The sequence below is a fragment of the Massilia sp. FBCC-B171 genome (assembly GCF_059134155.1).
Window position 1 is genome coordinate 952,246 of sequence record NZ_CP101443.1, and the last position, 26,521, is coordinate 978,766.

Here is a 26,521-nt window from a genome sequence, read left to right on the forward strand (position 1 = left end):
ACTCACCGAGACAGCCAGTCCCGGTGCGGCAGGAAATCAGTGTACAGCGCAGCTTCCGCGCTGCCCGCTTCCGGATGCCAGTCGTAGCGCCATTTCACGATCGGCGGCAGCGACATCAGGATCGCCTCGGTGCGTCCGCCCGACTGCAGGCCGAAGTGGGTGCCGCGGTCCCAGACCAGGTTGAACTCGACATAGCGCCCCCGGCGGTAGGCCTGGAAATCGCGTTCGCGCTCGCCATACGGCGTGTCCTTGCGTGCCTGCAGGATCGGCAGGTAGGCTTTCAGGAAGCCGTCGCCGACGCTGCGTACCATCGCAAAGGCGTCGTCGAAGGGCAGCTCGTTGAAGTCATCGAAAAAGATGCCGCCGACGCCGCGCGCTTCCTTGCGGTGCTTGATATAAAAATACTCGTCGCACCATTTCTTGAAACGCGGGTGCAGCGCGTCGCCATACGGCGCCAGTGCGTCGTGGCAGACCTGGTGGAAGTGGCGTGCATCTTCCACATTCCCGTAATAGGGCGTCAGGTCCATGCCGCCGCCGAACCACCAGACCGGGTCCTGTCCCTCGGCGGTCGCTTCGAAAAAGCGCACGTTCATGTGGACCGTCGGCGCGTGCGGGTTGCGCGGATGCAGCACCAGCGACACGCCCATCGCTTCCCAGGCGCGGCCCGCCAGTTCCGGACGGCTCGCCGCCGCCGACGGCGGCAGGTTCGCGCCCGTCACGTGCGAGAAATTCACGCCGCCGCGTTCCAGGACATTGCCTTCCTCGATCAGGCGCGAAATGCCGCCGCCGCCTTCGGGGCGTTCCCAGCTGTCCGTCAGGAAGGCCTTGCCGTCCACTTCTTCCAGTCCGGCGACGATACTTGCCTGCAGGTCGAGCAGCCAGGCTTTGATGGCGGAAGGGGAGGGGGTGGACATGAAGGCGTGCGTCGTGAAAGAAAAATAAGAGGGGGATTGTACACTGCGGCGTGCTAATGGGGCAGCGTTTGATCCGACGGGAGACCGCGTGGGCACAAGTGCCCACCCTACGTAGGGTGGGCACTTTGTATAGCACAGACACATAGGTAACAGGTGTCTAGACACATAGGTGACACTGCCGGGTTAAATTTTAGCGCCTTGTAAGTTGAATTTGGGTGACCTCTCGGTTACAGAAAATCACTTGGAAGAGCCCGTCTTCGTTGGCTGGACGGATGGCTACGTGCTCACCTGTTAAACCCTCGCCGACGAAGTAGTCGTGTCCTTTGAAGGTGAGCTGGCCATGTTGCCGGACCCGGCGCACGATGTCTTCATGGTCGTATTCAATAGCCGGTGGCTGAGCCGGAAGAGCCCTGGCACTGCGATGGTATCGCGTAATCGGTGGTTTCTGTCCTAAGGCTTCGTGGGGGCGTATCAGGTTGTACTGGTCACGCCATTCATCGAAAGCGACCTGGCATGCCGATATCGAATTGAAGCCGAAGCGTGCGAGCAAGTCGCGCTTGAGCGTACGGTGAAAGCGCTCGTCCTTGCCCTGGGTTTGCGGGTGAAGCGGCCTGCTATGGCTGACGCGAATTCCAAGACGAATGAGCCAGACTTCCAGGCGCGATAAGGTCTCGTGTCCTGACGTTCCCCATGGCGGGCCGTTATCACAGGTAATTCGTTCGGGTAGCCCATACAACTGAAATGCCCGCGTCAGCGCGCTGCGCACCTCGTCGCCAGTCTCGCCCGAGCAGGCAGTCAATGCGATGGAAAAGCGCGAATAGTCGTCCAGAACAGTCAGCGGGTGGCAACGGCCGGCACGTGGATCGGTCAATGCGAAATGACCTTTGAAATCCATTTGCCAAAGCTGGTTAGGCGCCTCATGCTCGAAGCGCTTCGTTGCCGGCCTGGTTCGATCGGATTGCGGCACCAGTTGGCAACCATGCCGACGCAGGATCGCGGCAATCGTATTTGGGTGCGGCGCAATGTCGTCAGGCAGCAAGGCACGCAACTTGCGCGCTCCCCAGCACGGGTACCTCTTATGCAATGCCAATACCTGTTCCTCGACTCTGGCGCTGCAGCGTCGGGGCATTGATAACGGACGCCTGGAACGGTCGTTCAGGCCCTCCTTGCCGTGTTCGAGGTAGAGATTGCGCCACTTGTAGCCTGTCTTTCGGCTGACGCCGAAAGACAGGCACAGGGCCTGCATGTCCGTGTTGGGCTCTGCCGCCAACATCGCAAACTCGAGTCGAGAAGACATTTGGTTACTCTCTTTCCAGGGCATCGCACACTCCATTTGTAGGCTGTGCAATGATCATAAAAGTGTTACCTATGTCTCTAGACAAGTGTTACCTATGTCCCTGTGCTGAACACACTTGTGCCCACGCGGTACCACGGCTCTGGAATCGAAACCTTATTTAATCCCGCGCCACCCGATATCACGCCGGAACTGCGCCCCATCGAAGCGAATCTTCTCGACGCCTTCATACGCCTGCTTCTGCGCCATGCGAACGCTGTCGCCCAGCCCCACGACACAGAGAACACGCCCGCCATTGGTCTGCAGCGTGCCGCCCACGTTGGTGGTGCCCGCATGGAAGGTCACGCACTCCGCCGTCTCGGCCGGGATGCCCTCGATGACATCGCCCTTGCGCGGGCTGTCCGGATAGCCCGCGGCCGCCATCACCACGCCCACTGCCGTACGGCGGTCCCATTCGAGTTCGACCGCATCGAGCGTGCCGTTGCAGGCGTGTTCGAGCACGGTGAGGTAATCGCTTTTCAGGCGCGTCATGATCGGCTGGGTTTCCGGGTCGCCCATGCGGCAATTGAATTCCAGCGTGCGCGGGTTGCCTTCGCTATCGATCATCAGGCCGGCATACAGGAAGCCGGTGAACACGATGCCGTCCTTGGCCATGCCCTGGATGGTCGGGTTGATGATCTCGCGCATCACGCGCGCATGCATGGCCGGCGTGACGATCGGGGCCGGCGAATAGGCGCCCATGCCGCCGGTGTTCGGGCCTTCGTCGTGGTCCTTCAGGCGTTTATGGTCTTGCGAGGTCGCCATCGGCAGAATGTTTTTGCCGTCGCACATGACGATGAAGCTGGCTTCTTCGCCGGCCAAAAATTCCTCGATCACGATGCGCGCGCCGGCGTCGCCGAAGGCGTTATCGGACAGCATGTTGTCGACCGCGGCATGCGCTTCCTCGAGCGACATCGCCACGACCACACCCTTGCCGGCTGCCAGGCCATCGGCCTTGATGACGATCGGTGCGCCATTCGCGTCGATATAGGCGTGCGCCTGGGCCGCGTCGGAGAAGGTCTGGTAAGTCGCGGTCGGGATGCCGTGGCGCTGCATGAAGGCCTTGGCGAAGTCTTTCGAGCTTTCCAGCTGCGCCGCTTCGCGCGTCGGCCCGAAGATTTTGAGGCCGCGTGCGCGGAACAGGTTGACGATGCCGGCGGCCAGCGGCCCTTCCGGTCCGACCAGGGTCAGGGCGATGTGTTCGGCCACCACGAAGTCGGCCAATGCGGCCGGGTCCGTGATCTCGACGTTCACCAGGCGCGGATCGGCCGCGGTGCCGCCGTTGCCGGGCGCGACATATACCATCTGCACGCGTTCGGATTGGGCCAGTTTCCAGGCCAGGGCGTGTTCACGGCCACCAGAGCCGACTACCAGGATCTTCATAGGGTGCTCGCGCTTGTTTGATCTTTAATACTGCTGATTATTCGACGATGACGGCGTTGGTATAGATTTCCTGCACGTCGTCCAGGTTTTCCAGCGCGTCGATCAGCTTTTGCATCTTGATCGCGTCGTCGCCGGTGAACTCGGTCTCGGTGGCAGGCTTCATGATGACTTCGGCCACCTCGGCCTTGAAGCCCGCCTTTTCCAGGGCGTCCTTGACGTTCGAGAAGGCGAACGGATCGCACAGCACTTCGAAGCCGCCTTCCTCGTCCTGCACCACGTCTTCGGCGCCGGCTTCGAGCGCCGCTTCCATCAGCTTGTCTTCATCCACGCCGGGCGCGAACAGGAACTGGCCGGTGTGGGTAAACATGAAGGCGACCGAGCCTTCGGTGCCCATGTTGCCGCCGAATTTGCTGAAGGCATGGCGCACTTCGGCCACGGTGCGCACGCGGTTGTCGGTCATGCAGTCGACGATGATCGCCGCGCCGCCGATGCCGTAGCCTTCGTAGCGGATTTCTTCGTAGTTGACGCCTTCGAGGCTGCCCGAGCCGCGCTGGATGGCGCGCGTGACGTTGTCCTTGGGCATGTTGGCGTCGGCCGCCTTGTCGACCGCCAGGCGCAGGCGCGGGTTGGCGTCGATGTCGCCGCCGCCCATGCGGGCGGCAACGGTGATTTCCTTGATCAGTCGGGTCCAGATCTTGCCGCGCTTGGCATCAGTGGCGGCTTTTTTGTGCTTGATATTGGCCCATTTGCTGTGTCCAGCCATGTCGAGAATTCCTTAGACGGTATGCAAGAATGGCCGACATTCTAGCATGCGCCCCGTCTGCAAAAGGCGACATGGTGTTATGGAAACAACAACAGCGTTCCCCACGCAACGAGCCCGAGGCCGGCGACGCAAGCAACCACGGGGCCGCCCGGCACCAGCTTTTCGAGCATCACCAGTCCCGCCAGGCCCAGCAGTGCGCCGAGGTTGGTGACGCCGGCCGCGAACAGCAGCAGCATCAGCAGCCAGCAGCAGCCGACGCAGTACAGGCCGTGGGAAAAGCCCATGCGCAGGGCGCCCCACAAACCCGGACGCCAGCCGGTGATCACGAAGGACAGCGGCGCCCGGCAATGGTGGAGGCAGGCATGCTTGGCCGGTGTCCACTGGTAAACGCCGGCCGCCACCAGCAGCAGCCCGTAGCCGCTCACGTTGACGATCGCCATGCTGGTGTCGAGCGCCCCGGCGTCGTGCAGCGCCCACTGCGCCAGGGTGGCGCCGGCGCCGAAGCCGATCCAGGTGGACAGGTAGCCGAAGACAAAGAAGAAGGTTCCCACGTTCGGAAAGCGCACCGCCTGCGCCAGCCGGTTGATGTGGGCAAACAGCAGGATCACGGGCGTGGCCGCCGGCAAGGTAATGGCCGAGAGCATCGCCGCCCACATCGCCAGCACCAGCCCCAGCTCGGCCGCGCGATAAGGCGGCGGCATGGCGCCTGCCGCCTCGCCAGGCAAGACCTGCAGATCGAGCGCCGTGATGCGCAGGGCGCGAAATACCAGGCAGGCCCAGCAGATTGCGACCAGCACCGCTACACAGGCAATGACGAAGGGCCGTTCGCGGCCGGGCCGGGTGTCGACACGGATCAGCGAGTTCATGCAAGCGCTCCCGAGCGGGCCGGGCCCAAAGGCCGCGGCGAGCGTGCCGGCGGCCGCTTCTTGCTCCAGTTCGGCATTGTGGCTCCTCATGGTTGGTGAATGCAGAGGTTGGACTACGCAGCCGGTCTTGCGTTCCGAGGTACTGCCCAGCTTGATTTTGTGCTTGGCCGTACAATCGTCCGATGACCCCGCCTGAACCTGCCGCGACTGCACCCTCCATGCCACGCCCGGCCTTCCTGGCCGGCCTCGCGATTGCCATCGGCGGTGCCGTTTTGTTTTCCACGAAGGCTGTCGTCGCCAAGCTGCTGTACCGATACCACATCGATGCAGTGACATTGATCGCGTTCAGAATGCTCTTCTCGTTTCCGGTGTTTGCCGCCGTCGCGTTCTGGAAGATGCGCACCGAAGCGCCTCTCAGCTGGGCCGACCGCTGGCGCATTACCGGCCTCGGCCTGCTGGGCTACTACCTGTCGAGCTATCTGGATTTCCTCGGCCTGCAATACATCTCGGTCGGGCTCGAGCGCCTGATCCTGTTCCTGACGCCCACCTTCGTGCTGATCATCAGCGCCACGCTGCTCAAGAAACAGATCGGCCCGGCGCAATGGGGCGCGCTCGTGCTGTCCTACTGCGGGATCGTGCTGGTCTTCATGCACGACCTGGCCGGCGGCGACGCCGGCAGCACGGCGCTCGGTTCCCTGTTCGTGGTGGGCTCGGCCCTCAGCTACGCCGTCTACCTGCTGAGCACGGGCGAAATGGTGCGCCGCATCGGCTCGCTGCGCCTGGTGGCCTATGCGATGTGCGTATCGAGCGTGGCGTGCGTGGCGCAATTTTTCCTCCTGCGCCCGGCCTCGCTGCTGGTGCAGCCGATGGAGGTGTACGCGCTCTCGCTCGTGAACGGCGTTTTCTGTACTATCTTCCCGGTGTTCATGACCATGGCTGCGGTGCAGCGCATCGGCGCCGCTACTGCGTCCCAGGCCGGCATGGTCGGCCCGGTGTCGACGCTGTTCCTCGGTTACCTGGTGCTGGGCGAGCCGATGACTGGGGTGCAGCTGGCGGGCACCGGTCTGGTGCTGGCGGGCATCGGCTTGCTGTCCCTGAAAAAATGAGAAAAGAGACGAGACTATGAAACCACGCATCGCGCTCATCGCGCACGACAAGAAAAAAGAAGAGATGATCACGCTCGCCGGCGAGTACCGCGACTTCCTGTCCGGCTGCGCCTTGACCGCTACCGGCACCACGGGCGCGCGCCTGATCAACGAGCTGGGCCTGGCGGTCGAGTGCAAGCATTCGGGGCCTTTCGGCGGCGACCTGCAGATCGGCGCCGAACTCGTCATGGGCAACATCGACTGCGTCATCTTCCTGCGCGACCCGATGACGCCGCAGCCGCATGAACCCGATATCAACGCGCTGGTGCGCGCCTGCGACGTCCACAACATCGCCTGCGCCACCAACGTCTCCACGGCCCACCTGGTGCTGGGCCAGCTCATCACAATCAACAAGGAGAAGAAAGCATGATGGCCAAGGCAATCCGCATGACCCGCACCGGCGGGCCGGAAGTGTTGGAATACGTCGACGTCGACGTAGGGGAGCCGGGCGCGGGCGAAGCGCGCGTGCGCCAGCATGCGATCGGCCTGAATTTCATCGACGTGTATTTCCGCACCGGCCTGTACCCGATGCCGCTGCCTTCGGGCCTGGGCCAGGAAGGCGCGGGCGTGGTCGAGGCCGTGGGCGAGGGCGTGACCCACGTGCAGCCGGGCGACCGCGTCGTCTATGCCGGGCGGCCGAACGGCGCCTACAGCGAAGTACGCATCATGCAGGCCGACATCCTGGTAAAACTGCCGGACGCCATCGATTTCGAAACGGCCGCGGCCATGATGCTGCAGGGCCTGACGGTGCAATACCTGTTCAACGGCACCTATCAGGTCAAGCCGGGCCAGACCATCCTGTTCCATGCGGCGGCCGGCGGGGTCGGCCTGATCGCCTGCCAGTGGGCGCGCGCACTTGGGGTGAACCTGATCGGCACGGTCGGGTCCAAGGAAAAGGCGGCGTTGGCGAAAGCGGCCGGCGCTGCCCACGTGATCAACTACAATGAGGAAGACATCGTGGCGCGCGTACTCGAGATCACCGATGGCGCAAAAGTGCCGGTCGTCTACGACTCGGTCGGCAAGGACACCTTCATCCGCTCGCTCGACTGCCTGCAGCCGCGCGGCCTGATGGTCAGTTTCGGCAATTCGTCGGGGCCGGTGCCGCCGTTCTCGGTCGGCGAACTCGCCTCGCGCGGCTCGCTCTACATCACGCGCCCCTCGCTGGCGGCCTACACGGCGAACCGCGCCGACCTCGAAGCGCGCGCGGCCGACCTGTTCGGGATGGTGGAAAGCGGCAAGGTCAAGATCGACATCCGCCAGCGCTTCCCCCTGGCCGACGCCGCCGCCGCCCACATCGCGCTCGAAGCGCGCCGGACCACCGGTTCGACGATCCTGCTGCCATGAGGGAGTTCAGCGACGATAACGAGCCGCAAGAGCCGGACACGGTCGGCGAGCCGAAGTTCGGGCGCTTGTTGATTGTGTTGCTGCTTGCCGTGCTGCTTGTGGTGGCCATCACCTTTGCCTCGGAAGCTTATTTTTCGTAGGATGGGCACTCCGTGCCCATGCGGTACGCACGGGTCCTTTTTGCCGATGGCGGCGAATCATTGCTCGCACAATTTGCAAAAATCGTTTTGGTTTGCGTGGAAGCCGTGCGAGCGATCATTCACAGGTAACGGTGCAAGGATGCGCCCGTAACGCGTGGGCACGGAGTGCCCACCCTACGCCGCCTTGGACCCAATAAAAAAGCCGGAACGCGAACGTTCCGGCTTCTTTTTTTTCACGACCGGCCCCAAGGCCGGCGCGTCACTTACCCATCCTTGCGCTGCAACTCCACCTGCCGCACCACGCCGCTCGGCCCCGGGAAGCCGGCAAAGGCGCTGGTCACCAGCGCCGGCATCACCACCGGCGTCGAGAGTTCGCGGCTCATGTTGTGCACCGTGACGTCGAACAGGCGCTTGTCGCCCTTGTCCTTGATCGACACCTGCAGCTCGCGCCGGTACTGGTGCTCGACCGATACCTGGTAGGCCGGGAAGGGGCTCCAGAACGGATCGTAGAATGGGTGATGCCAGCCGGCCCAGCGTCCGCGTGGACCGAAGCGGGAATGGAAGCGCGGGCCGTAGCGATACGGGTAAGCATAGCGCGCCTCATAAAACATCGGCATCACCGGCTCGATGACGCGCACCGGCACGTCGGTGGTGGTGAAGCGCATCGCCACCTTCAGTGCGGCAGGGCTGGTGTTCGCTTCACGGAAACCCAATTGCGCCAGTTGCCCGCGCACCAGGTTCTGGTAGCTCTGGTATTCGAGCGTATTGTCGAAGCTGGGCGGCGCCTCGAAGACATAGCTCTTGTCTTCGATCTGGGCCGGCCACTCGTGGAAGGTGGTGACGTTCGAGCGGATGGTGGTGGCGCATCCGCCCAGCAAGAGCGCCGTGAGCGCCATGCCGACTGCAATCAAGCGTTTCATCTTTTCTCTCTCTCTAAATTATTTTGACGGTCTTTGCCTAGCGTCAGATTGCGCCATTTCGTCAATTTTCGCAGATAAATTTACACCTGGTTACTTACGCCACAGTCCGACACATTCGCCGCCAGAGAAATCGCGCGGGCCGGACGAAACCTTGTTGGTAAAATAAGAGCTTCTTTGACTGTATTTTCCGGACATCCCATGCGCACCGACACGCCCCAGACGATCTACAGGAAAGATTACACCCCGCCCAGCTACCTCGTGGAGACCGTCGAACTCGGTTTCGACCTCGATCCCGCGCGCACCATCGTCGCCAACCGGATGACGCTGCGGCGTAATCCGGACAGCGCCCAGCGCGAAATCGAGCTCTACGGCGAGAACCTGGAACTGGTGGCGCTGCGCATGAATGGCAAGCCCCTCGGCGATAAGGATTACCGCATCGAGGGCAGCCTGCTGACGATCCCGAATACGCCGGACGCCGTCACGCTCGAGATCGAAACGATCTGCGTGCCGGAGCAAAACACCACGCTCAACGGCCTGTACACCTCGAACGGCAGTTTCTATACCCAGTGCGAAGCCGAAGGCTTCCGCGCGATTACGTATTTCCCGGACCGCCCGGACGTGATGGCCGTCTTCACCGTCATGCTGCGCGCCGACAAGGAAAAATACCCGGTGCTGCTGTCGAACGGCAACCTGGTCGAAGAAGGCGAGCTGGGTGACGGCCGCCACTACGCCAAATGGGAAGATCCGTTCAAGAAACCGAGTTACCTGTTCGCCCTGGTCGCCGCGCGCCTGGTCTGCCAGGAAGAAACGTTCAGATTGAAAGATGGGCGCGATGCCCTGCTGCAGGTCTGGGTCGAAGAGGGCAACCTCGACAAAACCGATTACGCGATGCAGTCGCTGAAAAACAGCATCCGCTGGGACGAGGAACGCTGGGACCTCGAACTCGACCTGGACCGCTTCATGATCGTCGCCGTCGGCGACTTCAACATGGGCGCGATGGAAAACAAAGGCCTGAACATCTTCAATACGAAGTTCGTGCTGGCTAACCCGCGCGTGGCGACCGACATCGACTTCCAGGGCATCGAAGCGGTGGTCGGCCACGAATACTTCCACAACTGGACCGGCAACCGCATCACCTGCCGCGACTGGTTCCAGCTGTCGCTGAAGGAAGGTTTGACGGTCTTCCGCGACCAGGAATTCTCGGCCGACATGATCGGTACCGAGAGCGGCCGCGCGGTCGGCCGCATCGACCAGGTGCGCACCCTGCGCCAGGCCCAGTTCCCGGAAGACGCCGGCCCGATGGCGCACCCGGTGCGTCCCGATTCGTTTGTGGAGATCAACAATTTCTACACCGTCACCGTCTACGAAAAGGGCGCCGAAGTCGTGCGCATGTACCAGACCCTGCTGGGCCGCGAAGGTTTCAGGAAGGGCATGGACCTGTATTTCGAGCGCCATGACGGCCAGGCCGTCACCTGTGACGATTTCCGCCGCGCCATGGCCGACGCCAGCGGGCGCGATTTGAGCCTGTTCGAACGCTGGTACAGCCAGGCCGGCACCCCGGTCGTGCGCGCCGAGACCCGTTACGATGCGCTCGAAAAAACCTATACCCTGACCTTCTTCCAGTCCTGCCCGCCAACGCCGGGCCAGACGGACAAGTTCCCGTTCCACATTCCGATCGCCGTCGGCCTGCTGGGTGCGGACGGGCGCGACATGGCCCTGACCATCGACGGCAAGGACGCCGGCACCACCACCGTGCTGGAACTGACCGAGTCCGAGCAAAGCTTCGTCTTCGAAAACGTGCTCGAGCAGCCGACCCCGTCCATCCTGCGCGATTTTTCCGCCCCGATCGTCCTCGATTTCAATTATGGCGACGCCGACCTGCTGCACCTGTTCAGTCACGACAGCGATGCCGTGAACCGCTGGGAAGCCGGCCAGCGCCTGGCCATGGGACGCCTGTTGAAACTGACGGGGGAGGCCGGCATCGATGCCCCGCTGAGCCTGGACGACACCTTCCTGATGGCGCTCGGCAAAATGCTGACCGACGACAGCCTCGACCCCGCCTTCCGCGAGCAGGCGCTGCTGCTGCCTTCGGAAGGGATGGTGGCCGAGCAGATCGAGGTGGTCAATCCGATGTCGATCCACCTGGCGCGCCAATTCATGCGCGCCAACATCGGCGCCCGCCTGCGCACGGAGCTGCTGGCGCAATACCAGGCCAACCAGACCCCGGGCGAGTACAGCCCGGACGCCCTGTCCGCCGGCAAGCGCGCCCTGAAAAACCTGTGCCTGGCTTACCTGACTGCGGCCCAGGACGAAGAGGGCCTTGCCCTGGCCCAGCAGCAATTCGACGAGGCGGGCAACATGACCGACCGCGTCGCCGCCCTGAGCGCGCTGATCCATGCGCGCGCGCCGGGTGCGGACGCCTCGCTGCAGCGCTTCTACGACGAATTCGCTGACGAGCCGCTGGTGATCGACAAATGGTTCGCCATGCAGGCCTCGAACGCGACCACCGACGTGCCGGCCGTGCGCGGCCTGATGCGCCACCCGGCCTTCAACCTGCGCAACCCGAACCGCGCGCGCAGCCTGATCGCCAACTTCTGCGCCGGCAACCCGGTGCAATTCCACGCCCCGGACGGCAGCGGCTACGCCTTCTGGGCCGAGCAGGTGATTTCGCTCGACGCCCTGAATCCCCAGGTCGCCAGCCGCCTGGCGCGTACCATGGACCGCTGGCGCCGTTACACGCCGGAGCTGCAGGAGCAGATGAAGAAGGCGCTGCAGCAGGTCGCAGGACAGCAGCGCCTGTCGAACGATGTGCGCGAAGTGGTGGGCAAGGCGCTCGCAAACTAATTAGAAACAATCAATCCAAGCAAAAGGAAGTTCATGAAACGCGTCAGTCTCACGCAACACCTGGTGGAGCAGCAACGCCTCCACAATTCCATCCCGGCCGAGCTGCGCCTCCTGATCGAAGTCGTGGCCCGCGCCTGCAAGCGCATCAGCTATGAAGTCAGCAAGGGCGCACTGGGCGACATCCTCGGCAGCGCCGACACCGAAAACATCCAGGGCGAAGTACAGAAGAAGCTCGACGTGATCTCGAACGAGATCCTGCTGGAAGCAAACGAATGGGGCGGCCACCTGGCGGCCATGGCATCGGAAGAAATGGAAAGCATCCACCCGATCCCGAACCGCTATCCGAAGGGCGAGTACATGCTGCTCTTCGATCCGCTCGACGGTTCGTCGAACATCGACGTCAACGTCTCGATCGGCACCATTTTTTCGGTCCTGAAAGCACCGGAAGGCATGGGCGAGCCGACCGAAGCGGCCTTCCTGCAGCCCGGTTCAGCCCAGGTCGCCGCCGGCTACGCCGTCTACGGCCCGCAGACCATGCTGGTGCTGACCACCGGCGACGGCGTGCACTGCTTCACGCTCGACCGCGAGCAGGGTTCCTGGGTGCTCACCCAGAGCAATATCCAGATCCCGGCCACGACCAAGGAATTCGCGATCAACATGTCGAACAAGCGCCACTGGCACGCGCCGGTGCAGCGCTATGTCGACGAAATGCTGGAAGGTAAAACCGGCCCGCGCGGCAAGGACTTCAACATGCGCTGGATCGCCTCGATGGTGGCCGACGTGCACCGCATCCTGAACCGCGGCGGCGTCTTCATGTACCCGGCCGACATGCGCGACCCTGCGCAACCGGGCAAGCTGCGCCTGATGTACGAAGCCAACCCGATGGCGATGATCGTCGAGCAGGCCGGCGGTGCCGCCACCGACGGCGTCAACCGCATCATGGACATCGCCCCGCACAAGCTGCACCAGCGCGTGCCGGTCTTCCTCGGTTCGAAGGAAGAAGTCGAGATCGTGACGCGCTACCACGCGCAGTAAGACTAATTTGGCGAATCCGGCGAGAAATTGCAGAGTCGCACTAGCAAGTTTGGCAGGTTGTTTGCTAGAATACGGCTCTTCGTCGGGTTTGCCCGCGTAGAGCCGCTGTAGCTCAGTTGGTAGAGCAGCGCATTCGTAATGCGAAGGTCGCCAGTTCGATTCCGGCCAGCGGCACCAGAATTAGTAGTAGAGAAAGGGTTACATGCTTCGGCGTGTAGCCCTTTTTTGTTTTGGTGGGCTATTCACCCTTCGCTCGCCGGAGGCCACCGCGTGCCGTCAGGCGAGGCGCCGCATCTATTCCAGGCGAAACGTGTACGGCTGTTTCAGCCATTCATCCGGGACTTCCGGCTTCACCACGCACGTGGACAAGGCTTCCAAAGCCGCCTCGTCGAGCACCGCCCATCCCGACGTTTTTGCCAACTGGGCATTGACCGGCTTCCCCGCGGCGTTGACTTGAAATCGCAAGATGGTCTGGCCCTGGAGCTCATCGACCAGGGCGGCACGGGGAAAAACAGGTGTCGTGCAAGTCGGCTCCGGCTTTGAAGCGAACCAGTTCTCCGCAGGGCGAAGCTTCGGATTGGCTTGATAGTAAAGTTCGACGGCTTCGCTGATTTTTTTTCGTGTGTCCGGGTCGGCGGCATCATGTGCCATGCCTGGCAGCGCCCAGGTCAAGGCCAAGGTGGAGAAAGCCAAGCGAGAGGCAAAGCGGAGGGTCATTTGGCATCCTGTTCTCAAAAAGTTGCAACGTGACACTATCGGTCAATAGTGACGCATTACAGCCAGGAATTCAATAGCCCTCTATCGCCAGGATCAGGAGTGCCCGTGTCCGGGTTACCAGTACGGCCCCTCAAATCCGCATCACATACTGCTCGCTCTTCATCCTGCGCGCGGCAAACGCCACCGCTCCCGCAGCCAGCAGCAAGGGCAGCAAACAGGTCAGCAAATAAGGCAGCGCGCCCAGCGCCTGGCTGGACGCGAGCGACTGCAGCATGGTCTGGTTCGACAGCACCGGCACGGCGTACATCCACGGCTGCGTTCCCAGGTCGAGCATGGGGACGATCACCAGCGGCAGGAGCGGCAGTATGGAAACGATGCCGGCGCTCGCCTGCGCTTCCTTGAAGGTTTTCGAATTCATCGCCATCGCCACCTGGACCGCGCCGACGAACAGGCACAGGGGCAGGGCGGCCACCGCGACGACGGCCAGCATGGGCAGGCCCAGGCGCCAGGACATGCCGATTTCTTCCAGGGGCAGCAGCGACAGCACGCCATGCGCGACGATCAGTTCGAGCGTCAGGCCGATCGCGGCCAGTGCTGACGCGGCCAGCCACTTGCCCACCACCAGGTCGCGCGAGCGCATCGGCTGGGCCATCAATACCTCGAGCGAGCGGCGTTCGCGTTCGCCGGCGGTGCTGTCGATGGCCATCGACAGGCCGAACAGGAATACCGGCATGAAGAACATGCCGAGCATGGTGCCGATGCGCGAGCCGGAACCGGCGCCGCCCGTATCGTAGCGCTCCAGGCGCAGCGGCGACAGCACCGCCGCCGAGACGCCATGCGCTTCCAGGCGCGCGCCGGCGATGCTGCCGCCGTACTCGCGCAGGATGTCTTCGACTTCGAGCTGCTGCTCGCGCTTGGCGAGCGAGGAATCGAACCACAATTCGATCGGCGCGGGGCGGACGGCGGCATAGTAGTCGGCAAATTCCGGCGCCAGCCTGAGCACGCCGACGACCTTTTTCTCGCGCAGCAGCGCCTGGATCTCGGCATCCTGCATCGGGCCGCGTTCGCTGACGTTCACGTTTTTTTCACGCAGCTGCGTCACCAGGTTGGGCGCCTGCGCGGCGCCGATGACGACCAGCTCGATGCCGGCTTTTTCGGTGCGCGTGCCGCGCTCGATCATGTTGTGCAGGATGAAGCCGATCAGCGCCGGGTACAGCAGCGTCAGCATCAGCAGCATGCCCAGCGTGCGCCTGTCGCGCAGGGCTTCGGTCAGTTCCTTCATCATCACCACGATCCAGAGCGGGGTGTGGGTTGGCTTCATGCTGCAATCCCTTCTTCCGTGCCGACCAGGTGGACGAAGGCGTCCTCCAGGCTGGCGATACCAGTTTGACGGCACAGGTCCTCGGGCGAGCCCTGTGCGACGGTTTGTCCCTTGGCGATGACGATCACGTCGTCGCACAGCTGCGTCACCTCCTGCATCACGTGGGTGGCGAGGATGATGCAGCAGCCCTCGGCGCGCAAGGTGGCCAGCGCGCGCCGCAGGGCCCGCGTGCTCATCACGTCCAGGCCGCGGGTAGGCTCGTCGAGCAGCAGGTTGCGCGGGCGGTGCAGCAGGGTCCGGGCCAGGGCGACCTTGATGCGCTGGCCCTGCGAGAAGCCGCGGCAGGGGCGGTCCAGGATATCTTCCAGGCCGAGCATGCCGGTCACCTCGTCGGTGCGGCGCGCGATGGAGGCCTTGTCCATGCCGTTGATCTTGCCGAAATAGCGCAGGTATTCGCGGGTGCTCAGGCGTTCGTAGAGGCCGAACTGGTCGGTCAGCAGGCCCACGCTGCGGCGCGCCCCGAGTGGATCGACGGCGGGGTCGATGCCGTCGATGCTGACCATGCCGCGGTCGCGCGCGAGCAGGCCGACCAGGGTGCGCATCAGCGTGGTCTTGCCGGCGCCGTTCGGGCCCAGCAACGCGGTGGCCTTGCCGTCGACGGCAGTGAAGCCGACGCCGCTCAGGGCGTGCACTTCTCCGAAACGTTTGTGGATGTCTTTAACGACGATCATGCTTGCTCCTTTATGGATGGGTGCCGGCGTGGCCGAGCTGGAAGGCGGGCAGGGCGATATCGTCCAGGCAGCGGGTGGCGAGCGCCTGGGCGGGCTGGTCGAGAAATTCGCGCAGGAGCCGCGGCGAGCAGCCCAGTCCCGCCACGCCATGCGCGGCCTGGCGCACCACGACCTGCTGCGCCTTCGGCATGGCCCGGGCGGCGCTGGCGGCGCCGGCCGGCGGCGTGACCGGGTCGAGTGCGCCCGAGAGCAGCAGGGTTGGCGCGTCGATCGCCGTGGCCGGGAGCGCGGCGGCGGGCGGCACAGCGGCCAGCGGGCAGAGTGCGGCGATGCGCCCGGCGTGGCCGCGCAGGAAGGAGGCACGCTCGTCGGCGCCCTGCTGCGCCGGCGTCAGGCGCGGGATGTCTTCGGCGCACAGGATGGCCACCAGCAGGGGCATCGCAAGCGGGCTTTCCGGCGACAGGTCGGTGCTGGCATAGCCGCGTGCGAGGAAGGGCCCCCAGTTGCCCCGCGCGGCGCTATGGATCAGGTAAGGCAGGCGCTGGCTGGTCTGCGCCGCATACAGGCTGCGGTGGATGGTGTAGACGAACTGCATGTTCGACAGCGGCAGGCGGGTAGGCTGCGCCGTGCGCGGATGGGCAAAGTCGAGCGTGACGGCGCCGGCATTCACGCGTGCCAGCAGGCTGTCGAACTCGGCGCGCAAACCGGGGAAGGCGCGGGCGCAGGCGCGGTCGTTTTCACAGCGCTGGAAGACCGCGTCGAGCGCGCGCTGGCCATTGGCCGCGCTGGCTGGAATCACCATGTCGGGCGCGGCAACGCCGTCGAGGATGAGTGCGCGCACGCTGGCGGGATAGCTGCGCGCAAACTGCTGCCCCAGGCGGGTGCCGTAGGAGCCGCCGAACACATTGACCTTGCCGTAGCCGAGCGCCAGGCGCACGCGTTCGAGGTCATGCGCCGCATTTACAGTGGTATACAAGCGCAAGGGACGCGCCAGCGTCTTGACGCAGCGGGCGAAGCGCTCTTGCATGGCAGCCTCGCTGGGCGCCTCGGCGACCGGATCGCCGCCGCAGCGCAGCTTGCCCGACAGGCCGGTGCCGCGCTGGTCGATGAAAACGATGTCGCGGGTGGCACGCACGCGCTGGAAGACGGTGGCGTGCATGGCCACGATGTCCGAACCCGCCTGCCCCGGTCCGCCCGCGAGCACGAACAAGGGGTCGGGGTTGGCCACCTGGCGAAATGCCGGTGCGACCGTCACGTGCAGCTGCAGCTGGGACCCGTCCGGGTGCAGCGGGTCGAGCGGAACCGCGATCGCATGGCAGCGCATGGTGGCGCCGCTGCCGGGCAGGTGGCAATCGCGTCCTGGCTGGGTCGCTGCCTGCGCCCACAGCGGCATGAAGAAAATCAGGGCGAGCACCGCCCCTGAAATACAAGATTTCATTTCAAGACTCCTCGGAAAATGGAAAGAAGGGTGCTGCGTGGCCTAGGGAACGGGGTTGCGCAGGCTGCGTATGCGGCGCAGCAGCCGCACTACCGGGTAGATGAACATGGCAATCACCCCCAGCGTCATGGCAATGTGCGCAGGCGTATCCCACAAGCCGTCGGTACCCCGCCTGGAGAGTTGGACGAGTCCTGCCGCTGCGACGAAGGCAAACAGCCACAGCAGGCGTTGATACTTCCTGATGCGCGATGCGGTATCGGTGAAGATTTCAGGGGTGCACCCGGCGCGCGTTGGAGCACGCCAGACTTGCCAGCCGAAGGATTGATCGACACGTTCCCATCCGGCGTCGGTAAACAGTTGGACGTGGTCGGTGGACATGCGCCTGACCTGGAAGTCGAGCCGGTAAGTGATGTCGGCTGGTTTGCCGCGCTTGAAGACGAAGCGGCAGCGCATGCAGTCCACTTTGTACAGGTGCAGGCCCTGACGCGCCATCTGCTCGAGCCAGCGTTCGAGCGCATGGTCGGCATCGTCCCAGAAAAACTTGAATGTGATGACAAACTGGCCCCTCATGCCCGACCTTCCTTCGTTAACAATGGGACGGCATCCCTGCCGTTGCGAACCGACTGCATCTTTACACTGCCGGTCGCTATAACTGGTCTCGCTATACTGATTTCCGATATATCGAGTTACGACATAGTAGCAGTGCCGGTTTGTTTGTCAACAAGAAATGTGAAAAGGCACAGGACGAACGAAGCTCCGTCTTTCGCGTCCATTTTTATCCGATCGCCATTGATCCCCCAGCTCTGTTAGTCAACGCACGGTCCGGCTAGCGCATTCGTTATATTTTTTGTATCGCGACGTGGTAACCCGACAGCTGCAATCGTGCGGTATGCCATCACGGCGTACTCTTGCAAAACGGGATGCGAAAGTGACGTGGCTTGTTGAAGGAACTTTTGAGCTTGTTCGAGGTCGTCGATGAAAATCATTGACCGAGAGCATGATCCGAACGATCCATTGATGTAGCGCAGTTCATTTTCGCGCCTCCGTTTTGTTTCGAACGGAATCGATTGAGAATGTGGTGATGGTCGGGTACCGGTCTACTCCGCGTTGGTCTACATTTTACAAGGACAAAAGTCATGGATAATCAGAAGTCGAGCGAGGGAAAAGGCGTTGATGCCAGCAAGCAGAACGGCAACAGCATGGGTAAAGACCAGTCGAGCTTCGGCAAGGACGACAAGTCGAGCAGCCTGAACAAGTCGGGCAGCGGTTCGTCGGCCAGCGCCGGCTCGTCGGGCAGCCTGTCGGGGAGCTCGTCGTCGAGCAGCAGCCCTGCAACGGGGTCGAGCATCGGCAATGCCGGCGCGACCGGCAGCATGGGTTCGAGCGGTTCCGGCAGCAGCGGCGGCCTGAGCGGTTCGTCGAGCGGCGCTGCCGGCTCGTCGGGTTCGGGTTTGTCGTCGAGCGGCACTTCCGGTTCGTCGTTGTCCGGTACCTCGGGTTCGTCGAGCACCGGTTCGAGCAGCGGTTCGCCGGCCGTCACTTCGTCGGGCGCCATGGGCAGCTCGTCGTCGGGTACGGGCACGGGCGCACTGGGCAGCTCTTCGGTCACCGGTTCGTCGGGGGGTTCGTCGTCGTCGGGTGCCTCGGGTGGCTCGACCAGCGCCAGCACCGGCACCGATTCGTCCAAGGCAGCAGGGATGATGGCCTCGGTCAAGCCGGACGAACTGCACAAGACGATCGACAAGGCTGCCGAAGCAGCCCAGCCGATGGTCGAGCGCGTCGTGAGCACCGCTCACGCCGGCGTCGACAAGCTGAGCGGCCTGCTCAGCGGTGCATCGAGCCAGTTCAGCGACCGTTCCGCGCAAGTGAGCGACACCTACCAGCAACTGGCTGATTCGGGTCGCGAATACGTGCGCACCAAGCCAGGCACCGCCGTGGCAATCGCCCTGGGCGCCGGCTACATCCTGGCCAAGCTGCTTGGCGGCAGCCGCCGTCGCGACTACTAATCAGTAGCGCCTCACCGGACCCCGGCCGACAGTCATTCGGCCGGGGTCCGGTTTTCATTACGAGACCGCTGGTCTCAATAAAAATAATCCGAGGGAATCTATGCAAGCTCAATCATTGAGTACGACTGCGCACGTCCCTATGCAGGGAACCGATGCGGTCGAAACTGCGCGCTCAGGTGTTTCCTGGGGCGCGATCCTCGCCGGCGCAGCCGCCGCGAGCGCACTCTCGCTCGTGCTCTACCTGCTTGGTTCGGGACTGGGCCTGTCGGCCGCGTCCCCATGGTCCGACAACAGCGGCGTTGCCTTCGGCATCGGCGCGATCCTCTGGCTCACGCTGACCCAACTGGCAGCGTCGGCCATCGGCGGCTACATGGCCGGCCGCCTGCGCGTGAAATGGGCCAGTCTGCACACCGATGAAGTCTATTTCCGCGATACCGCACACGGTCTCTTGACCTGGGCCGTGTCGACCATGCTGGCCGCCGCGCTGTTCTCGGGCGTGATCAGCAAGATGACCGGCGCGGCAGTCGACGCCGGCGCGGGTGTGGCGAAGGCGACGATGGCCAGCGGTGCAGCCGCAACGGCAGCCGCCGCCAGCAACGACGGCGCCAGCGCCGGCGGCAATCCGCTCGATTATTTCTCGGACATGATGCTGCGTACCGACAAGCCTGACACGACCGGCGGCAGCGCCGACCTGCGCCAGGAAACCATGCGCATCCTCGCCAACAGCGTCAAGAACGGCAGCCTGGCCGCCGACGACCGCGCCTACCTGGCCAGCCGCATCGCAGCCCGTACCGGCCTCGACCAGGCCGCCGCCGAAAAGCGCGTCGACGACGTCTATGCCCGCGGCGCCGCTGCCGCCGCCAAAGCCAAGGCCACCGCCAAGGAAGCCGCCGACACCGCCCGCAAGGCCGCTGCCGGTACCGCACTCTGGCTGACCGTTGCCCTGCTGCTCGGCGCCTTCGTCGCCAGCTGGTGCGCCACCCTCGGCGGCAAACTGCGCGACGGCGTTGCCGGCGTGTCCCGTCGTTAATTCAAGGAGAAGCTCATGCGTTCGATTCTGTTGTGGCTCATCGGGATTCCGATTCCGATCATCATCCTGCTCGCGATTATTTTCTGAGCAGTGGATAGATAAAAGCAAAACGCCGGCATGCATGCCGGCGTTTTGCTTTTACATGGAACCCAGCAGCGTGAATCCGGCCCAGTAGAAGGGATGGCCGCGCATGGGCGCCAGGGCGGGTCTGCCGACGGCCTTCAGGCCACGCGCGCGCGCCGTTCGCTCCAGGGCAGCCCGCCGGATCTGCCGCAGCTGCGCCGCGCGCAACGCCTCCGGCTTCGCCGCGCCGCGTCCCAGTGCCTGATAGAAGTCCGCCATCAGCGCCGCAGTGGACCTGTCCGAGACCCGCCACAGGCTGGCAAGCACGTGACGGGCACCGCGTTCGCGTGCCAGCCAGGCCAGGCCGGCCAGCTCGCGGCCGGTGGCATCCACCCCGGCCGGCACCGCCGTCTCGCAGGCCGACAGCGTCAACAGGTCCAGTCCGGCGAAGCGGAAGCGCGCCTGCGCCAGTTCGGCCAGGCTCAGTTGCCGGCCGCCGCCCAGCACCAGGTAGGAGGCATCGTCGCGCCCTGGACGCAGCACGAAGTGGCTGGCGATGTGCACCATGCTGTTGCGTTGCAGGGCGCGTTCGAGCGAGGCGTCGGTGAAGCCGGCGTCGAGATAGGTATGAGTGGGAATACGGCCCGACGTGCCGATCGCGCCGACCGCATGCAACTCGCGCGCCACAAAGGGAAGGGCAGGCAGGTCGCCGCTGGCCTGGCTTTGCCCCAGCAGGGCGACCGATCTGGCCCGCTGGGCGGTCGAGATCCCGGCCGCAGCGCCGTCCGTACCGGCGCCGCTCGCGACCTGCAGCGGAAGGCGTTCGACCAGCCACTGCCGGCCATCATGCAGCATGGCAAACGGCAGGTAGCGCAGGACACCGCCCAGCGACAAGGTCAGGGTGCGTGCCCGGGCCAGCTCCGGCAGCACTGGCGCGAGCAGTTGCCCGAACAGGCGCTGGGCCTGGGCGCGTGGGTCCTTGCCGGGATCTTGCGCCAGCCGGCGCAGCAGTGCGATGTCGCGCGCCAGGGCTGCTTCATCCACGTCAAGGTTCACGACGCGGGCGATGCTGCCGTGCTGGACCACGATGCGCATGCGGCGTTCCCCCACCAGGTAGGTCAGGTGCAGCCGGCCCGGCGGCAGCGCGGCGCGCGCTGCCACACCCTTCGCCGCGGCGCCTGGCGCCGCATCGGTGGCGGTGCCGACCGGCGGGACAGGGTGCGCCGGTGCACTCCAGGCTGCCGTCGCCTGGTCGAGCGATCCCTGCATGGCGGCCTGCGCCGCCGCCAGGTCGGCCGCGCCGCCGGCAATCCCCTGCGCCTGGCGGGCGCGTGCCTGTGCCAGCGCCTGTGCGGCCTGGGTCAGGCCGCGGGCATGCAGGGCCAGGGCGCGCTCGGCCGTTTCGTCGACGCCGTCGAAAGGCAGGCGGGCGACGCGCGCATCCTGGCGCCCCCCTGCGTCGGCATCGGCGCCGCGCACCAGGTCGTTGAATTCGTTTTCCTCGACCATCGCCAGCACACGTTCGGCCTCGCCGATGCGGTGCCCGTCCAGCAGCTGGTCGACCAGTTGCTGGTAGGCGGCCTTCTTCAATTGGACGAAGCTGTGCTGCTGCTCGACCGGCAGGCTGGTGGTGTTTTCGCGGGCGGCCTGCAAGGCGTTGACACCCAGCTTGCCGAAGAACACTGAATTTGCGCCCACACCGAGTGCGCTCAACTGGGCGGCCGCGCGGGCCTGCAACAGGGTGGCTTGGTTCGCCAGTCCGATCGCCATGGCGCGCGCGCTTTGCGCACGTGCCAGTGTCCGGTCCGGACCGCGCGCGTTGAGCGCGGCGGTATCGAGCAGCGCGGCGGCATAGGCGGGGTGGGACAGTCCACGCCGCTCGCCCATTTGCCGTGCGAGCGCACCGCTGCTTGCGGCGAGCGCAGCCAGGCCGGCCTGGTCCAGGCCCGCGCGCTCGGCACGCACCGCGTCCAGTGCGAGCGCGATTTCCAGGCGGTCGCTGGCCGCCGCATCGGGCAGGCCCTCGCCGCGCCGCGCCAGCGCGGCAAGGGCGCTTTCGGCCTCTGCCTGGCGCCCTAGGCCGCGCAGCGCTTGCGCGCCAAGCATGACGGCGCTTTGTTCGTCGTCCCCCATCTGGCCGTGGCCCGCTGCCAATGCGGCAGCGCGCTCGGCTTGCGCAAGCGCCTCGCTTGCCTGGCCCAGCGCCAGCAGCGCCCTGGTGTAATCGAGCTGGTGCGACACGCATGAGGCAGCCACGCCGCCCGGCATGGCCCCGCAGGCCTGGAGTGCCGCCTGGGCCGCGGCCGCCGAGCGGCCAAGACGGTTGTTGGCGAGCTGCGTCTTGGCCACGTCCTGCCAGGCGTTCACGGTCTGGGCGTTGTGTTCGCCCAGTACTGCGCGGCGGATGCGCAGCGTCTGTTCCGCCTCGCTGGCCGCCTGCGCCGTTTCTCCAAGGCGCAGGTGGATGCGGGCCACCCGCGCCAGAGCATAGCTGGCGCCGAGCGTCTCGGGGCCGAGGCGCCGCACCGCGCTAGCTAGCCCCAGTTCGGCATAGGCCAATGCCGCAGCGTCGTTGCCGGCCTGGGTGTGCCAGGCCGTCATGTCCTGGACGCTGGTTTGCGTTTCGGCGCTGTCCTGGCCGAATGCCGCCAGGCGGATCCGGTAGGCGCGCTCCAGATAGTGGTAGGCGTCCTGCATCTTGCCCTGGCCGAGCAGCAGCACACCGACGTCGCGCATGCCCCAGGCATGGTCGGTGCTGTCCGTCCCGGAGGTGCGCTCCCAGATGTCCATGGCCTGGCGCGCATACGGCAGGCCGCGCGCATAGTCGCGCGTTACCAGGGCGATGCCGGACAGGTTCGAGAGGCTGGTGCCATAAGAACTCGACGCGGTCCCCACCAGCTCGGCCTTGGCGCGCAAGGCCTTCTCGCCCCATTCCCAGGCCAGGTCGTAACGGCTCCACTGGCGATAGAGATACATCAGCTCGGCCGGATAATACATGCGTTCCCGTCCCGGATCGCCGTCCGCCAGGGGACCGCTGTCGATCTGCTGGCGCAGCTTCCATCCTTCCAGCAGGGCCGATTCGCTCTCGGCATAGCGGTGCAGCAAGTCCAGCAACTGGCCGTGCGCCAGCAGGCTGGCCGAGATCCCAGGCTGGTCGGCGGCCGCGCGGCACAGGCGCAACGCCTGCTCGATCGGAGCGACGGCATGCTGGAGGCGTTCCTGTTTGATGGACTGCCAGCCGCGTTCTATCAGGTCGTCGGCAAAGGGCCGGCATCCGGTTGCGGTGGCGGGCGCCGCCTGCGCCGACGCCAGGCCTGCCGCCGCGCACAGCCAAGCTGTCCCTGCGAGCTTGCGCCAGGCGCTGGCGGTGCGCCGCATCATGGACGCACTCCAGGCGCCACCCGCCAGCTGATGCGTGCCACCTGCGCCAGGTCGGCGCGCTGGCGGGCTGCCAGGACCGCGCCGCGTCCGTTCTCCACATCCGTGTTTCTGCGCAGGGACTCGAACAGCGCGAAGCGGCGCGGCAGGGCGTCCTTGCCGGCGGGCGCGGCTACCAGTACCAGCCATTCCGGCGCACCCGCGGTGCCCTGGCGCGTGACCTCGAACTCGCGTTCAAAACGGCTTGCCTGGGGCGGCATGGCGGGCGGCAGGCGGTTGCTGTCGCTTTCGAACACAGGAAACACGCGCGTTGCCGGCCCGGTCAGCGGCAGGTGCACGATGCCGGCATCGACCGACCCCTCGCTGGCGTTCTCAAGGATCACGCGCAGGCGCGTGCCGGGTGCCAGCCGGCCGAGGTCGCGGTCGGCAAACGGCAGGCTGACCACTGCGTGTCCGGGCACCTGGACCTCGATGCGCGCCTGCAGCAGCGCCGTGCCGGCTGTCGATGGCAGGGCCAGCAAGGGAACGATAGCGGCGACCCGAGTGCGCAAGGCCGGCAGTTCGGCGTCTCGCACACGCAGGCGCACCGCACTGCGGCCAGGCAGGGACACGTCGACCGCGCGCGTACCGCGACGCCCGTCGAGCACGGCGATCGCCGGCGCGCCGCCCGGTGCCGGTTCGGACGGTAGGCGCCGGGCCCAGCCGGCGCCAGCAGTTGCGTGGTCCGGTGGAGCCAGACGCGCTTCGTTCCAGCCTGCCTCGATGACGCGCCAGGTGCCGGCGCCGCGTTGCAGCACATCGCCCACTGCCAGGCCGTCGAGGCGGCCATACGGCACATACCAGCCGCGTTCGTCCTGGCGAACCGGCCATAACAGCGGCGCATCCCCGGCCGTCCACAGTGCCTGTTCAAGTGCGCCGGCGTACACCGGCAAAGGACGCACGCTGGCCGGCAGCTGCCGCGCGTCCAGCGCCTGGCGGTAGTACTGGCTGGTCAGGCTGGCCCACGCCAGATAGCTGGCCGGGTTCTCGCGCAGGCCGGCAATCAGCGCACGCGTAAAGATGCCGCGCGCCTGGCCGGGATAGTCGCTGCCGAGGGCTTCGGCGCTGCGTTGCTGCGGTTCGGCGGCGAAGAAGCCGATGAACAGCGGCCGTTCGCGTGGCCCTGATGCACTATCGAGCGGCCCCGCCGCCGGGCGGCCTTTGGTACCGGGCCGGCCTCCGAGCGCGGGCACCCGCGGCGCCCAGCCGAGCGCCGCGCCGGACAGGCCGCGCCAGGCCAGGCCGGCATCGCCGCGGGTGCTGCCGGCCGCATGGCAGCTGTCGAACACGGCCACGACCTGAACACGGCGCGCCGCGAGGGCATCGATCGCCCGGCCGATGTCGCCGCTGCTGATGCTGCCCGAGAGCTGCCGGCTGCGGGCGTCGATACGGGCATCCTGCGCCAGCAGATGCACCTGCTGGCCGGACGAGGTTTGCCCCACACCCGGCGGACCCGGCATCAGGAGTCCGTGGCCGGACCAGTACAGGACCAGCACGTCGTCCGCCTTGAGCGTGTTGCCCAGGCGCGCCAGCTGGGCCAGGATGGCGCTGCGCGTAGGCACAGCCGCGCCGGCGACGCCATCGGCCAGGGTGATGATACGGGAGGGTGCGAAGCCATGGCCCAGCAAGGCGGTGCGCATGGCCGGCACGTCGTGGCGCGGCCCGTCCAGCGAGGCGCTGCGCGGCAGTGCCGGCATGCTCGCCACGCCGACCAGCAGCGCGTAGCGCTCGGCTTGTGCGGCCGGCGCGGCGGCGCCGGCCGCGCAAGCGAACCACAGCGCAAGCAGCCGGCCGCGCATCAGGGCGCCGGCCCGGCTTCGACGACGGCCACGTTGGCACGCAGGCCCGCCAAGGCGGCGATCGGATCGTCGGCCCGCAGCAGGTAGCGCTGGCCGCCTAGGGGCCCGGTGACGATGCGGGCGCGGGCCTGGATCAATGCCGCCTCCACTTGCGCCAGGCTGGCGTCGGCGGCAAAGCGCACCTGGAGGTTGGCCTGCGGCGCGGCGACGCTGAGCGGCGCGTTGCGCCAGGCCAGGCCGGTGTCGGGTTCGGGTGCGCCGTGCAGCATCCAGGTCTGCACCACGCAGACGCCGGCCAGGGTTGCCATCACGGCCGGCGTCAACACCGGTCCCGGGCGCAGGCCGACGATGCGACACCACCATCCGGCCCGCACCGGGGGCGGCTCCGGCGCCGTCCCGGGGCCGGCGGCGATCCGGCGTTTGAGCTCGTCCAGTCCGGCGGCGTCGTCCATGCTGGCCACCTGTGCACCGATAGCGGCGCGCAGGTCGGCCAGCACGGCGGCCTGCGCCTGCCATGCCGCATCGCTCTCGAGCAGGGCGCCGATGCGGCGCGCATCCTCGCCGGCGACATGGCCATTCAAGTAGTCGGGCAGCCGGTCCAGCAAGCGTTGATGTTCATCCATGGCGTCCACCTTCCTGTACGAACCAGCGTTCGACGCACTGGCGCAGATTGAGCCGGCCGTGGAACAGCCTGGTCTTGACGGTCCCTTCCGGCACCTCCTGGATGCGGGCGATGTCGAGCACCGACAGGTCCTCGAGCGCCCACAAGGTCAGGCTCTCGCGTTGCAGCGGATTGCGCAGGCGCTGCAGGCAGCGCAGCACCGCCGTGCGGCGCTGGGCGGTTTCGTGGAGAGCCTGCGGATCGGGCGCGGTGTCCGTGTCGAGCGCGTCCTCGTACCCGGCGCCGTCGTCATCGGCGAACGCTTCCTCGCGCAGCAAGCGCTTGCCATGGCGGCGGATCTGGTCGACGGTCTTGTTGCGCGTCAGCGTGAGCAGCCAGGTAGTGAATTCCACCCTGCCATCGTAGCGCAGGGGATGGCGCCACAGCTCGTGAAAGACATCGACCGTCACCTCGCCGGCGATGGCTTCGGCATCGAGTCCGCAGCGCAGCAGCCTGGCGTGCGCGAATACCCTGACCTTGCGCGACCAGCCCCGATACAGCAGATCGAGGGCGCGCTGGTCGCCCGCGGCCATGGCTACCAGCAGCTCGCGCGGCGGCGCCGTCTGCGCGCTCGCGGCCGCCTTCCGCAGGGGCGGCGCAGCGGGCGTTTCGGGGGGCAAAGTGGTAACCATAAGTAATATTATGTGTCAG

General features: G+C 65.6%; 24 protein-coding genes and 1 tRNA gene. 9 read left to right on the forward strand and 16 right to left on the reverse strand.

All coding sequences use genetic code 11. The annotated features are described in order from the left end of the window. Positions 1–2: 2 nt before the first annotated feature. The 5 genes from hemF to NMB41_RS04320 form a co-directional block, all read right to left on the reverse strand. Complete coding sequence (hemF, locus tag NMB41_RS04300; RefSeq protein ID WP_494381247.1) at positions 3–914, reverse strand: oxygen-dependent coproporphyrinogen oxidase; 912 nt, start codon at positions 912–914, stop codon at positions 3–5. 190 nt (positions 915–1,104) lie between these two features. Further along, positions 1,105–2,211 carry an IS481 family transposase gene (locus tag NMB41_RS04305; RefSeq protein WP_494379720.1) on the reverse strand — a complete coding sequence of 369 codons (1,107 nt, stop codon included), beginning with the start codon at positions 2,209–2,211 and terminating at the stop codon, positions 1,105–1,107. A 153-nt stretch (positions 2,212–2,364) separates the two neighbouring features. Further along, entirely contained in the window at positions 2,365–3,630 is a 1,266-nt protein-coding gene (gene purD / locus NMB41_RS04310; RefSeq protein WP_494381248.1) for a phosphoribosylamine--glycine ligase, read from the reverse strand. 37 nt (positions 3,631–3,667) lie between these two features. Continuing rightward, a complete protein-coding gene (locus NMB41_RS04315) occupies positions 3,668–4,393 on the reverse strand; it encodes a YebC/PmpR family DNA-binding transcriptional regulator (protein WP_494381249.1) in 726 nt (241 codons plus the stop codon). A gap of 77 nt (positions 4,394–4,470) precedes the next feature. Next, the gene (locus tag NMB41_RS04320; RefSeq protein WP_494381250.1) at positions 4,471–5,349 is read right to left on the reverse strand and encodes a DUF2182 domain-containing protein; all 879 of its coding nucleotides are present in this window, start codon (positions 5,347–5,349) and stop codon (positions 4,471–4,473) included. A gap of 128 nt (positions 5,350–5,477) precedes the next feature. Between NMB41_RS04320 and NMB41_RS04325 the strand changes: the two genes are divergently transcribed. From NMB41_RS04325 to NMB41_RS04340, 4 genes are read left to right on the forward strand one after another with little or no spacing between them, the layout of a single operon-like run. Continuing rightward, a complete protein-coding gene (locus NMB41_RS04325; RefSeq protein ID WP_494381251.1) occupies positions 5,478–6,365 on the forward strand; it encodes a DMT family transporter in 888 nt (295 codons plus the stop codon). A gap of 16 nt (positions 6,366–6,381) precedes the next feature. Next, complete coding sequence (locus NMB41_RS04330; RefSeq protein ID WP_494381252.1) at positions 6,382–6,774, forward strand: methylglyoxal synthase; 393 nt, start codon at positions 6,382–6,384, stop codon at positions 6,772–6,774. Beyond that, on the forward strand, positions 6,774–7,748 hold the full coding sequence (locus NMB41_RS04335) for a quinone oxidoreductase family protein (protein ID WP_494382932.1): 975 nt from the start codon (positions 6,774–6,776) through the stop codon (positions 7,746–7,748). Before NMB41_RS04330 ends, NMB41_RS04335 begins: the two co-directional genes overlap by 1 nt. Further along, complete coding sequence (locus NMB41_RS04340; RefSeq protein WP_494381253.1) at positions 7,745–7,888, forward strand: hypothetical protein; 144 nt, start codon at positions 7,745–7,747, stop codon at positions 7,886–7,888. The genes NMB41_RS04335 and NMB41_RS04340 overlap by 4 nt, the downstream gene beginning before the upstream one ends. A 263-nt stretch (positions 7,889–8,151) precedes the next feature. Here NMB41_RS04340 and NMB41_RS04345 read toward each other — a convergent pair whose 3' ends face one another. Continuing rightward, the gene (locus NMB41_RS04345; protein ID WP_494381254.1) at positions 8,152–8,808 is read right to left on the reverse strand and encodes a DUF4136 domain-containing protein; all 657 of its coding nucleotides are present in this window, start codon (positions 8,806–8,808) and stop codon (positions 8,152–8,154) included. Between the two features lie 198 nt (positions 8,809–9,006). On the opposite strand from NMB41_RS04345, the gene pepN reads away from it, so the two are divergent. The 3 genes from pepN to NMB41_RS04360 all read left to right on the forward strand — a co-directional run bounded on the left by pepN (position 9,007) and on the right by NMB41_RS04360 (position 12,864). Further along, positions 9,007–11,652: an aminopeptidase N gene (gene pepN, locus NMB41_RS04350; RefSeq protein WP_494381255.1), complete on the forward strand. Its 2,646-nt coding sequence runs from the start codon at positions 9,007–9,009 to the stop codon at positions 11,650–11,652. 33 nt (positions 11,653–11,685) lie between these two features. Next, positions 11,686–12,687 carry a class 1 fructose-bisphosphatase gene (locus tag NMB41_RS04355; RefSeq protein ID WP_494381256.1) on the forward strand — a complete coding sequence of 334 codons (1,002 nt, stop codon included), beginning with the start codon at positions 11,686–11,688 and terminating at the stop codon, positions 12,685–12,687. A 101-nt stretch (positions 12,688–12,788) separates the two neighbouring features. Further along, a tRNA-Thr gene (locus NMB41_RS04360) sits at positions 12,789–12,864 on the forward strand. A gap of 117 nt (positions 12,865–12,981) precedes the next feature. On the opposite strand, the gene NMB41_RS04365 is transcribed toward NMB41_RS04360, so the two are convergent. The 6 genes from NMB41_RS04365 to NMB41_RS04390 all read right to left on the reverse strand — a co-directional run bounded on the left by NMB41_RS04365 (position 12,982) and on the right by NMB41_RS04390 (position 18,608). Continuing rightward, positions 12,982–13,404 carry an energy transducer TonB gene (locus NMB41_RS04365; RefSeq protein WP_494381257.1) on the reverse strand — a complete coding sequence of 141 codons (423 nt, stop codon included), beginning with the start codon at positions 13,402–13,404 and terminating at the stop codon, positions 12,982–12,984. Between the two features lie 130 nt (positions 13,405–13,534). After that, positions 13,535–14,725, reverse strand: a complete 1,191-nt coding sequence (locus NMB41_RS04370) for an ABC transporter permease (protein WP_494381258.1) — start codon at positions 14,723–14,725, stop codon at positions 13,535–13,537. After that, a complete protein-coding gene (locus tag NMB41_RS04375; protein WP_494381259.1) occupies positions 14,722–15,456 on the reverse strand; it encodes an ABC transporter ATP-binding protein in 735 nt (244 codons plus the stop codon). The genes NMB41_RS04370 and NMB41_RS04375 overlap by 4 nt, the downstream gene beginning before the upstream one ends. 10 nt (positions 15,457–15,466) lie before the next feature. Beyond that, positions 15,467–16,894, reverse strand: a complete 1,428-nt coding sequence (locus NMB41_RS04380; RefSeq protein ID WP_494381260.1) for an alpha/beta fold hydrolase — start codon at positions 16,892–16,894, stop codon at positions 15,467–15,469. Positions 16,895–16,936: 42 nt separating this feature from the next. Next, complete coding sequence (locus tag NMB41_RS04385; protein WP_494381261.1) at positions 16,937–17,464, reverse strand: DUF2812 domain-containing protein; 528 nt, start codon at positions 17,462–17,464, stop codon at positions 16,937–16,939. Between the two features lie 574 nt (positions 17,465–18,038). Further along, positions 18,039–18,608, reverse strand: a complete 570-nt coding sequence (locus NMB41_RS04390) for a hypothetical protein (RefSeq protein ID WP_494381262.1) — start codon at positions 18,606–18,608, stop codon at positions 18,039–18,041. Between NMB41_RS04390 and NMB41_RS04395 the strand changes: the two genes are divergently transcribed. Next, complete coding sequence (locus tag NMB41_RS04395; RefSeq protein WP_494381263.1) at positions 18,592–18,900, forward strand: ElaB/YgaM/YqjD family protein; 309 nt, start codon at positions 18,592–18,594, stop codon at positions 18,898–18,900. The genes NMB41_RS04390 and NMB41_RS04395 overlap by 17 nt on opposite strands. A 139-nt stretch (positions 18,901–19,039) precedes the next feature. Then, complete coding sequence (locus NMB41_RS04400) at positions 19,040–19,930, forward strand: hypothetical protein (protein WP_494381264.1); 891 nt, start codon at positions 19,040–19,042, stop codon at positions 19,928–19,930. Between the two features lie 138 nt (positions 19,931–20,068). On the opposite strand, the gene NMB41_RS04405 is transcribed toward NMB41_RS04400, so the two are convergent. The 4 genes from NMB41_RS04405 to NMB41_RS04420 are packed head-to-tail and all read right to left on the reverse strand — an operon-like array spanning position 20,069 to position 26,502. Next, positions 20,069–23,374 carry a CHAT domain-containing tetratricopeptide repeat protein gene (locus NMB41_RS04405; protein WP_494381265.1) on the reverse strand — a complete coding sequence of 1,102 codons (3,306 nt, stop codon included), beginning with the start codon at positions 23,372–23,374 and terminating at the stop codon, positions 20,069–20,071. Beyond that, a complete protein-coding gene (locus NMB41_RS04410) occupies positions 23,371–25,209 on the reverse strand; it encodes a caspase family protein (RefSeq protein ID WP_494381266.1) in 1,839 nt (612 codons plus the stop codon). The genes NMB41_RS04405 and NMB41_RS04410 overlap by 4 nt, the downstream gene beginning before the upstream one ends. Continuing rightward, a complete protein-coding gene (locus tag NMB41_RS04415; protein ID WP_494381267.1) occupies positions 25,209–25,832 on the reverse strand; it encodes a hypothetical protein in 624 nt (207 codons plus the stop codon). The genes NMB41_RS04410 and NMB41_RS04415 overlap by 1 nt, the downstream gene beginning before the upstream one ends. Beyond that, the gene (locus NMB41_RS04420; RefSeq protein ID WP_494381268.1) at positions 25,825–26,502 is read right to left on the reverse strand and encodes an RNA polymerase sigma factor; all 678 of its coding nucleotides are present in this window, start codon (positions 26,500–26,502) and stop codon (positions 25,825–25,827) included. Before NMB41_RS04420 ends, NMB41_RS04415 begins: the two co-directional genes overlap by 8 nt. Positions 26,503–26,521 lie beyond the last annotated feature (19 nt).

What these genes read in the sequence shown, in the direction of transcription:
- hemF (WP_494381247.1), bottom strand. Translation starts at nt 914, where the DNA reads ATGTCCACCCCCTCCCCTTCCGCCATCAAAGCCTGGCTGCTCGACCTG.
- NMB41_RS04305 (WP_494379720.1), bottom strand. Translation starts at nt 2,211, where the DNA reads ATGTCTTCTCGACTCGAGTTTGCGATGTTGGCGGCAGAGCCCAACACG.
- purD (WP_494381248.1), bottom strand. Translation starts at nt 3,630, where the DNA reads ATGAAGATCCTGGTAGTCGGCTCTGGTGGCCGTGAACACGCCCTGGCC.
- NMB41_RS04315 (WP_494381249.1), bottom strand. Translation starts at nt 4,393, where the DNA reads ATGGCTGGACACAGCAAATGGGCCAATATCAAGCACAAAAAAGCCGCC.
- NMB41_RS04320 (WP_494381250.1), bottom strand. Translation starts at nt 5,349, where the DNA reads ATGAGGAGCCACAATGCCGAACTGGAGCAAGAAGCGGCCGCCGGCACG.
- NMB41_RS04325 (WP_494381251.1), top strand. Translation starts at nt 5,478, where the DNA reads ATGCCACGCCCGGCCTTCCTGGCCGGCCTCGCGATTGCCATCGGCGGT.
- NMB41_RS04330 (WP_494381252.1), top strand. Translation starts at nt 6,382, where the DNA reads ATGAAACCACGCATCGCGCTCATCGCGCACGACAAGAAAAAAGAAGAG.
- NMB41_RS04335 (WP_494382932.1), top strand. Translation starts at nt 6,774, where the DNA reads ATGGCCAAGGCAATCCGCATGACCCGCACCGGCGGGCCGGAAGTGTTG.
- NMB41_RS04340 (WP_494381253.1), top strand. Translation starts at nt 7,745, where the DNA reads ATGAGGGAGTTCAGCGACGATAACGAGCCGCAAGAGCCGGACACGGTC.
- NMB41_RS04345 (WP_494381254.1), bottom strand. Translation starts at nt 8,808, where the DNA reads ATGAAACGCTTGATTGCAGTCGGCATGGCGCTCACGGCGCTCTTGCTG.
- pepN (WP_494381255.1), top strand. Translation starts at nt 9,007, where the DNA reads ATGCGCACCGACACGCCCCAGACGATCTACAGGAAAGATTACACCCCG.
- NMB41_RS04355 (WP_494381256.1), top strand. Translation starts at nt 11,686, where the DNA reads ATGAAACGCGTCAGTCTCACGCAACACCTGGTGGAGCAGCAACGCCTC.
- NMB41_RS04365 (WP_494381257.1), bottom strand. Translation starts at nt 13,404, where the DNA reads ATGACCCTCCGCTTTGCCTCTCGCTTGGCTTTCTCCACCTTGGCCTTG.
- NMB41_RS04370 (WP_494381258.1), bottom strand. Translation starts at nt 14,725, where the DNA reads ATGAAGCCAACCCACACCCCGCTCTGGATCGTGGTGATGATGAAGGAA.
- NMB41_RS04375 (WP_494381259.1), bottom strand. Translation starts at nt 15,456, where the DNA reads ATGATCGTCGTTAAAGACATCCACAAACGTTTCGGAGAAGTGCACGCC.
- NMB41_RS04380 (WP_494381260.1), bottom strand. Translation starts at nt 16,894, where the DNA reads ATGAAATCTTGTATTTCAGGGGCGGTGCTCGCCCTGATTTTCTTCATG.
- NMB41_RS04385 (WP_494381261.1), bottom strand. Translation starts at nt 17,464, where the DNA reads ATGAGGGGCCAGTTTGTCATCACATTCAAGTTTTTCTGGGACGATGCC.
- NMB41_RS04395 (WP_494381263.1), top strand. Translation starts at nt 18,592, where the DNA reads ATGATGGCCTCGGTCAAGCCGGACGAACTGCACAAGACGATCGACAAG.
- NMB41_RS04400 (WP_494381264.1), top strand. Translation starts at nt 19,040, where the DNA reads ATGCAGGGAACCGATGCGGTCGAAACTGCGCGCTCAGGTGTTTCCTGG.
- NMB41_RS04405 (WP_494381265.1), bottom strand. Translation starts at nt 23,374, where the DNA reads ATGATGCGGCGCACCGCCAGCGCCTGGCGCAAGCTCGCAGGGACAGCT.
- NMB41_RS04410 (WP_494381266.1), bottom strand. Translation starts at nt 25,209, where the DNA reads ATGCGCGGCCGGCTGCTTGCGCTGTGGTTCGCTTGCGCGGCCGGCGCC.
- NMB41_RS04415 (WP_494381267.1), bottom strand. Translation starts at nt 25,832, where the DNA reads ATGGATGAACATCAACGCTTGCTGGACCGGCTGCCCGACTACTTGAAT.
- NMB41_RS04420 (WP_494381268.1), bottom strand. Translation starts at nt 26,502, where the DNA reads ATGGTTACCACTTTGCCCCCCGAAACGCCCGCTGCGCCGCCCCTGCGG.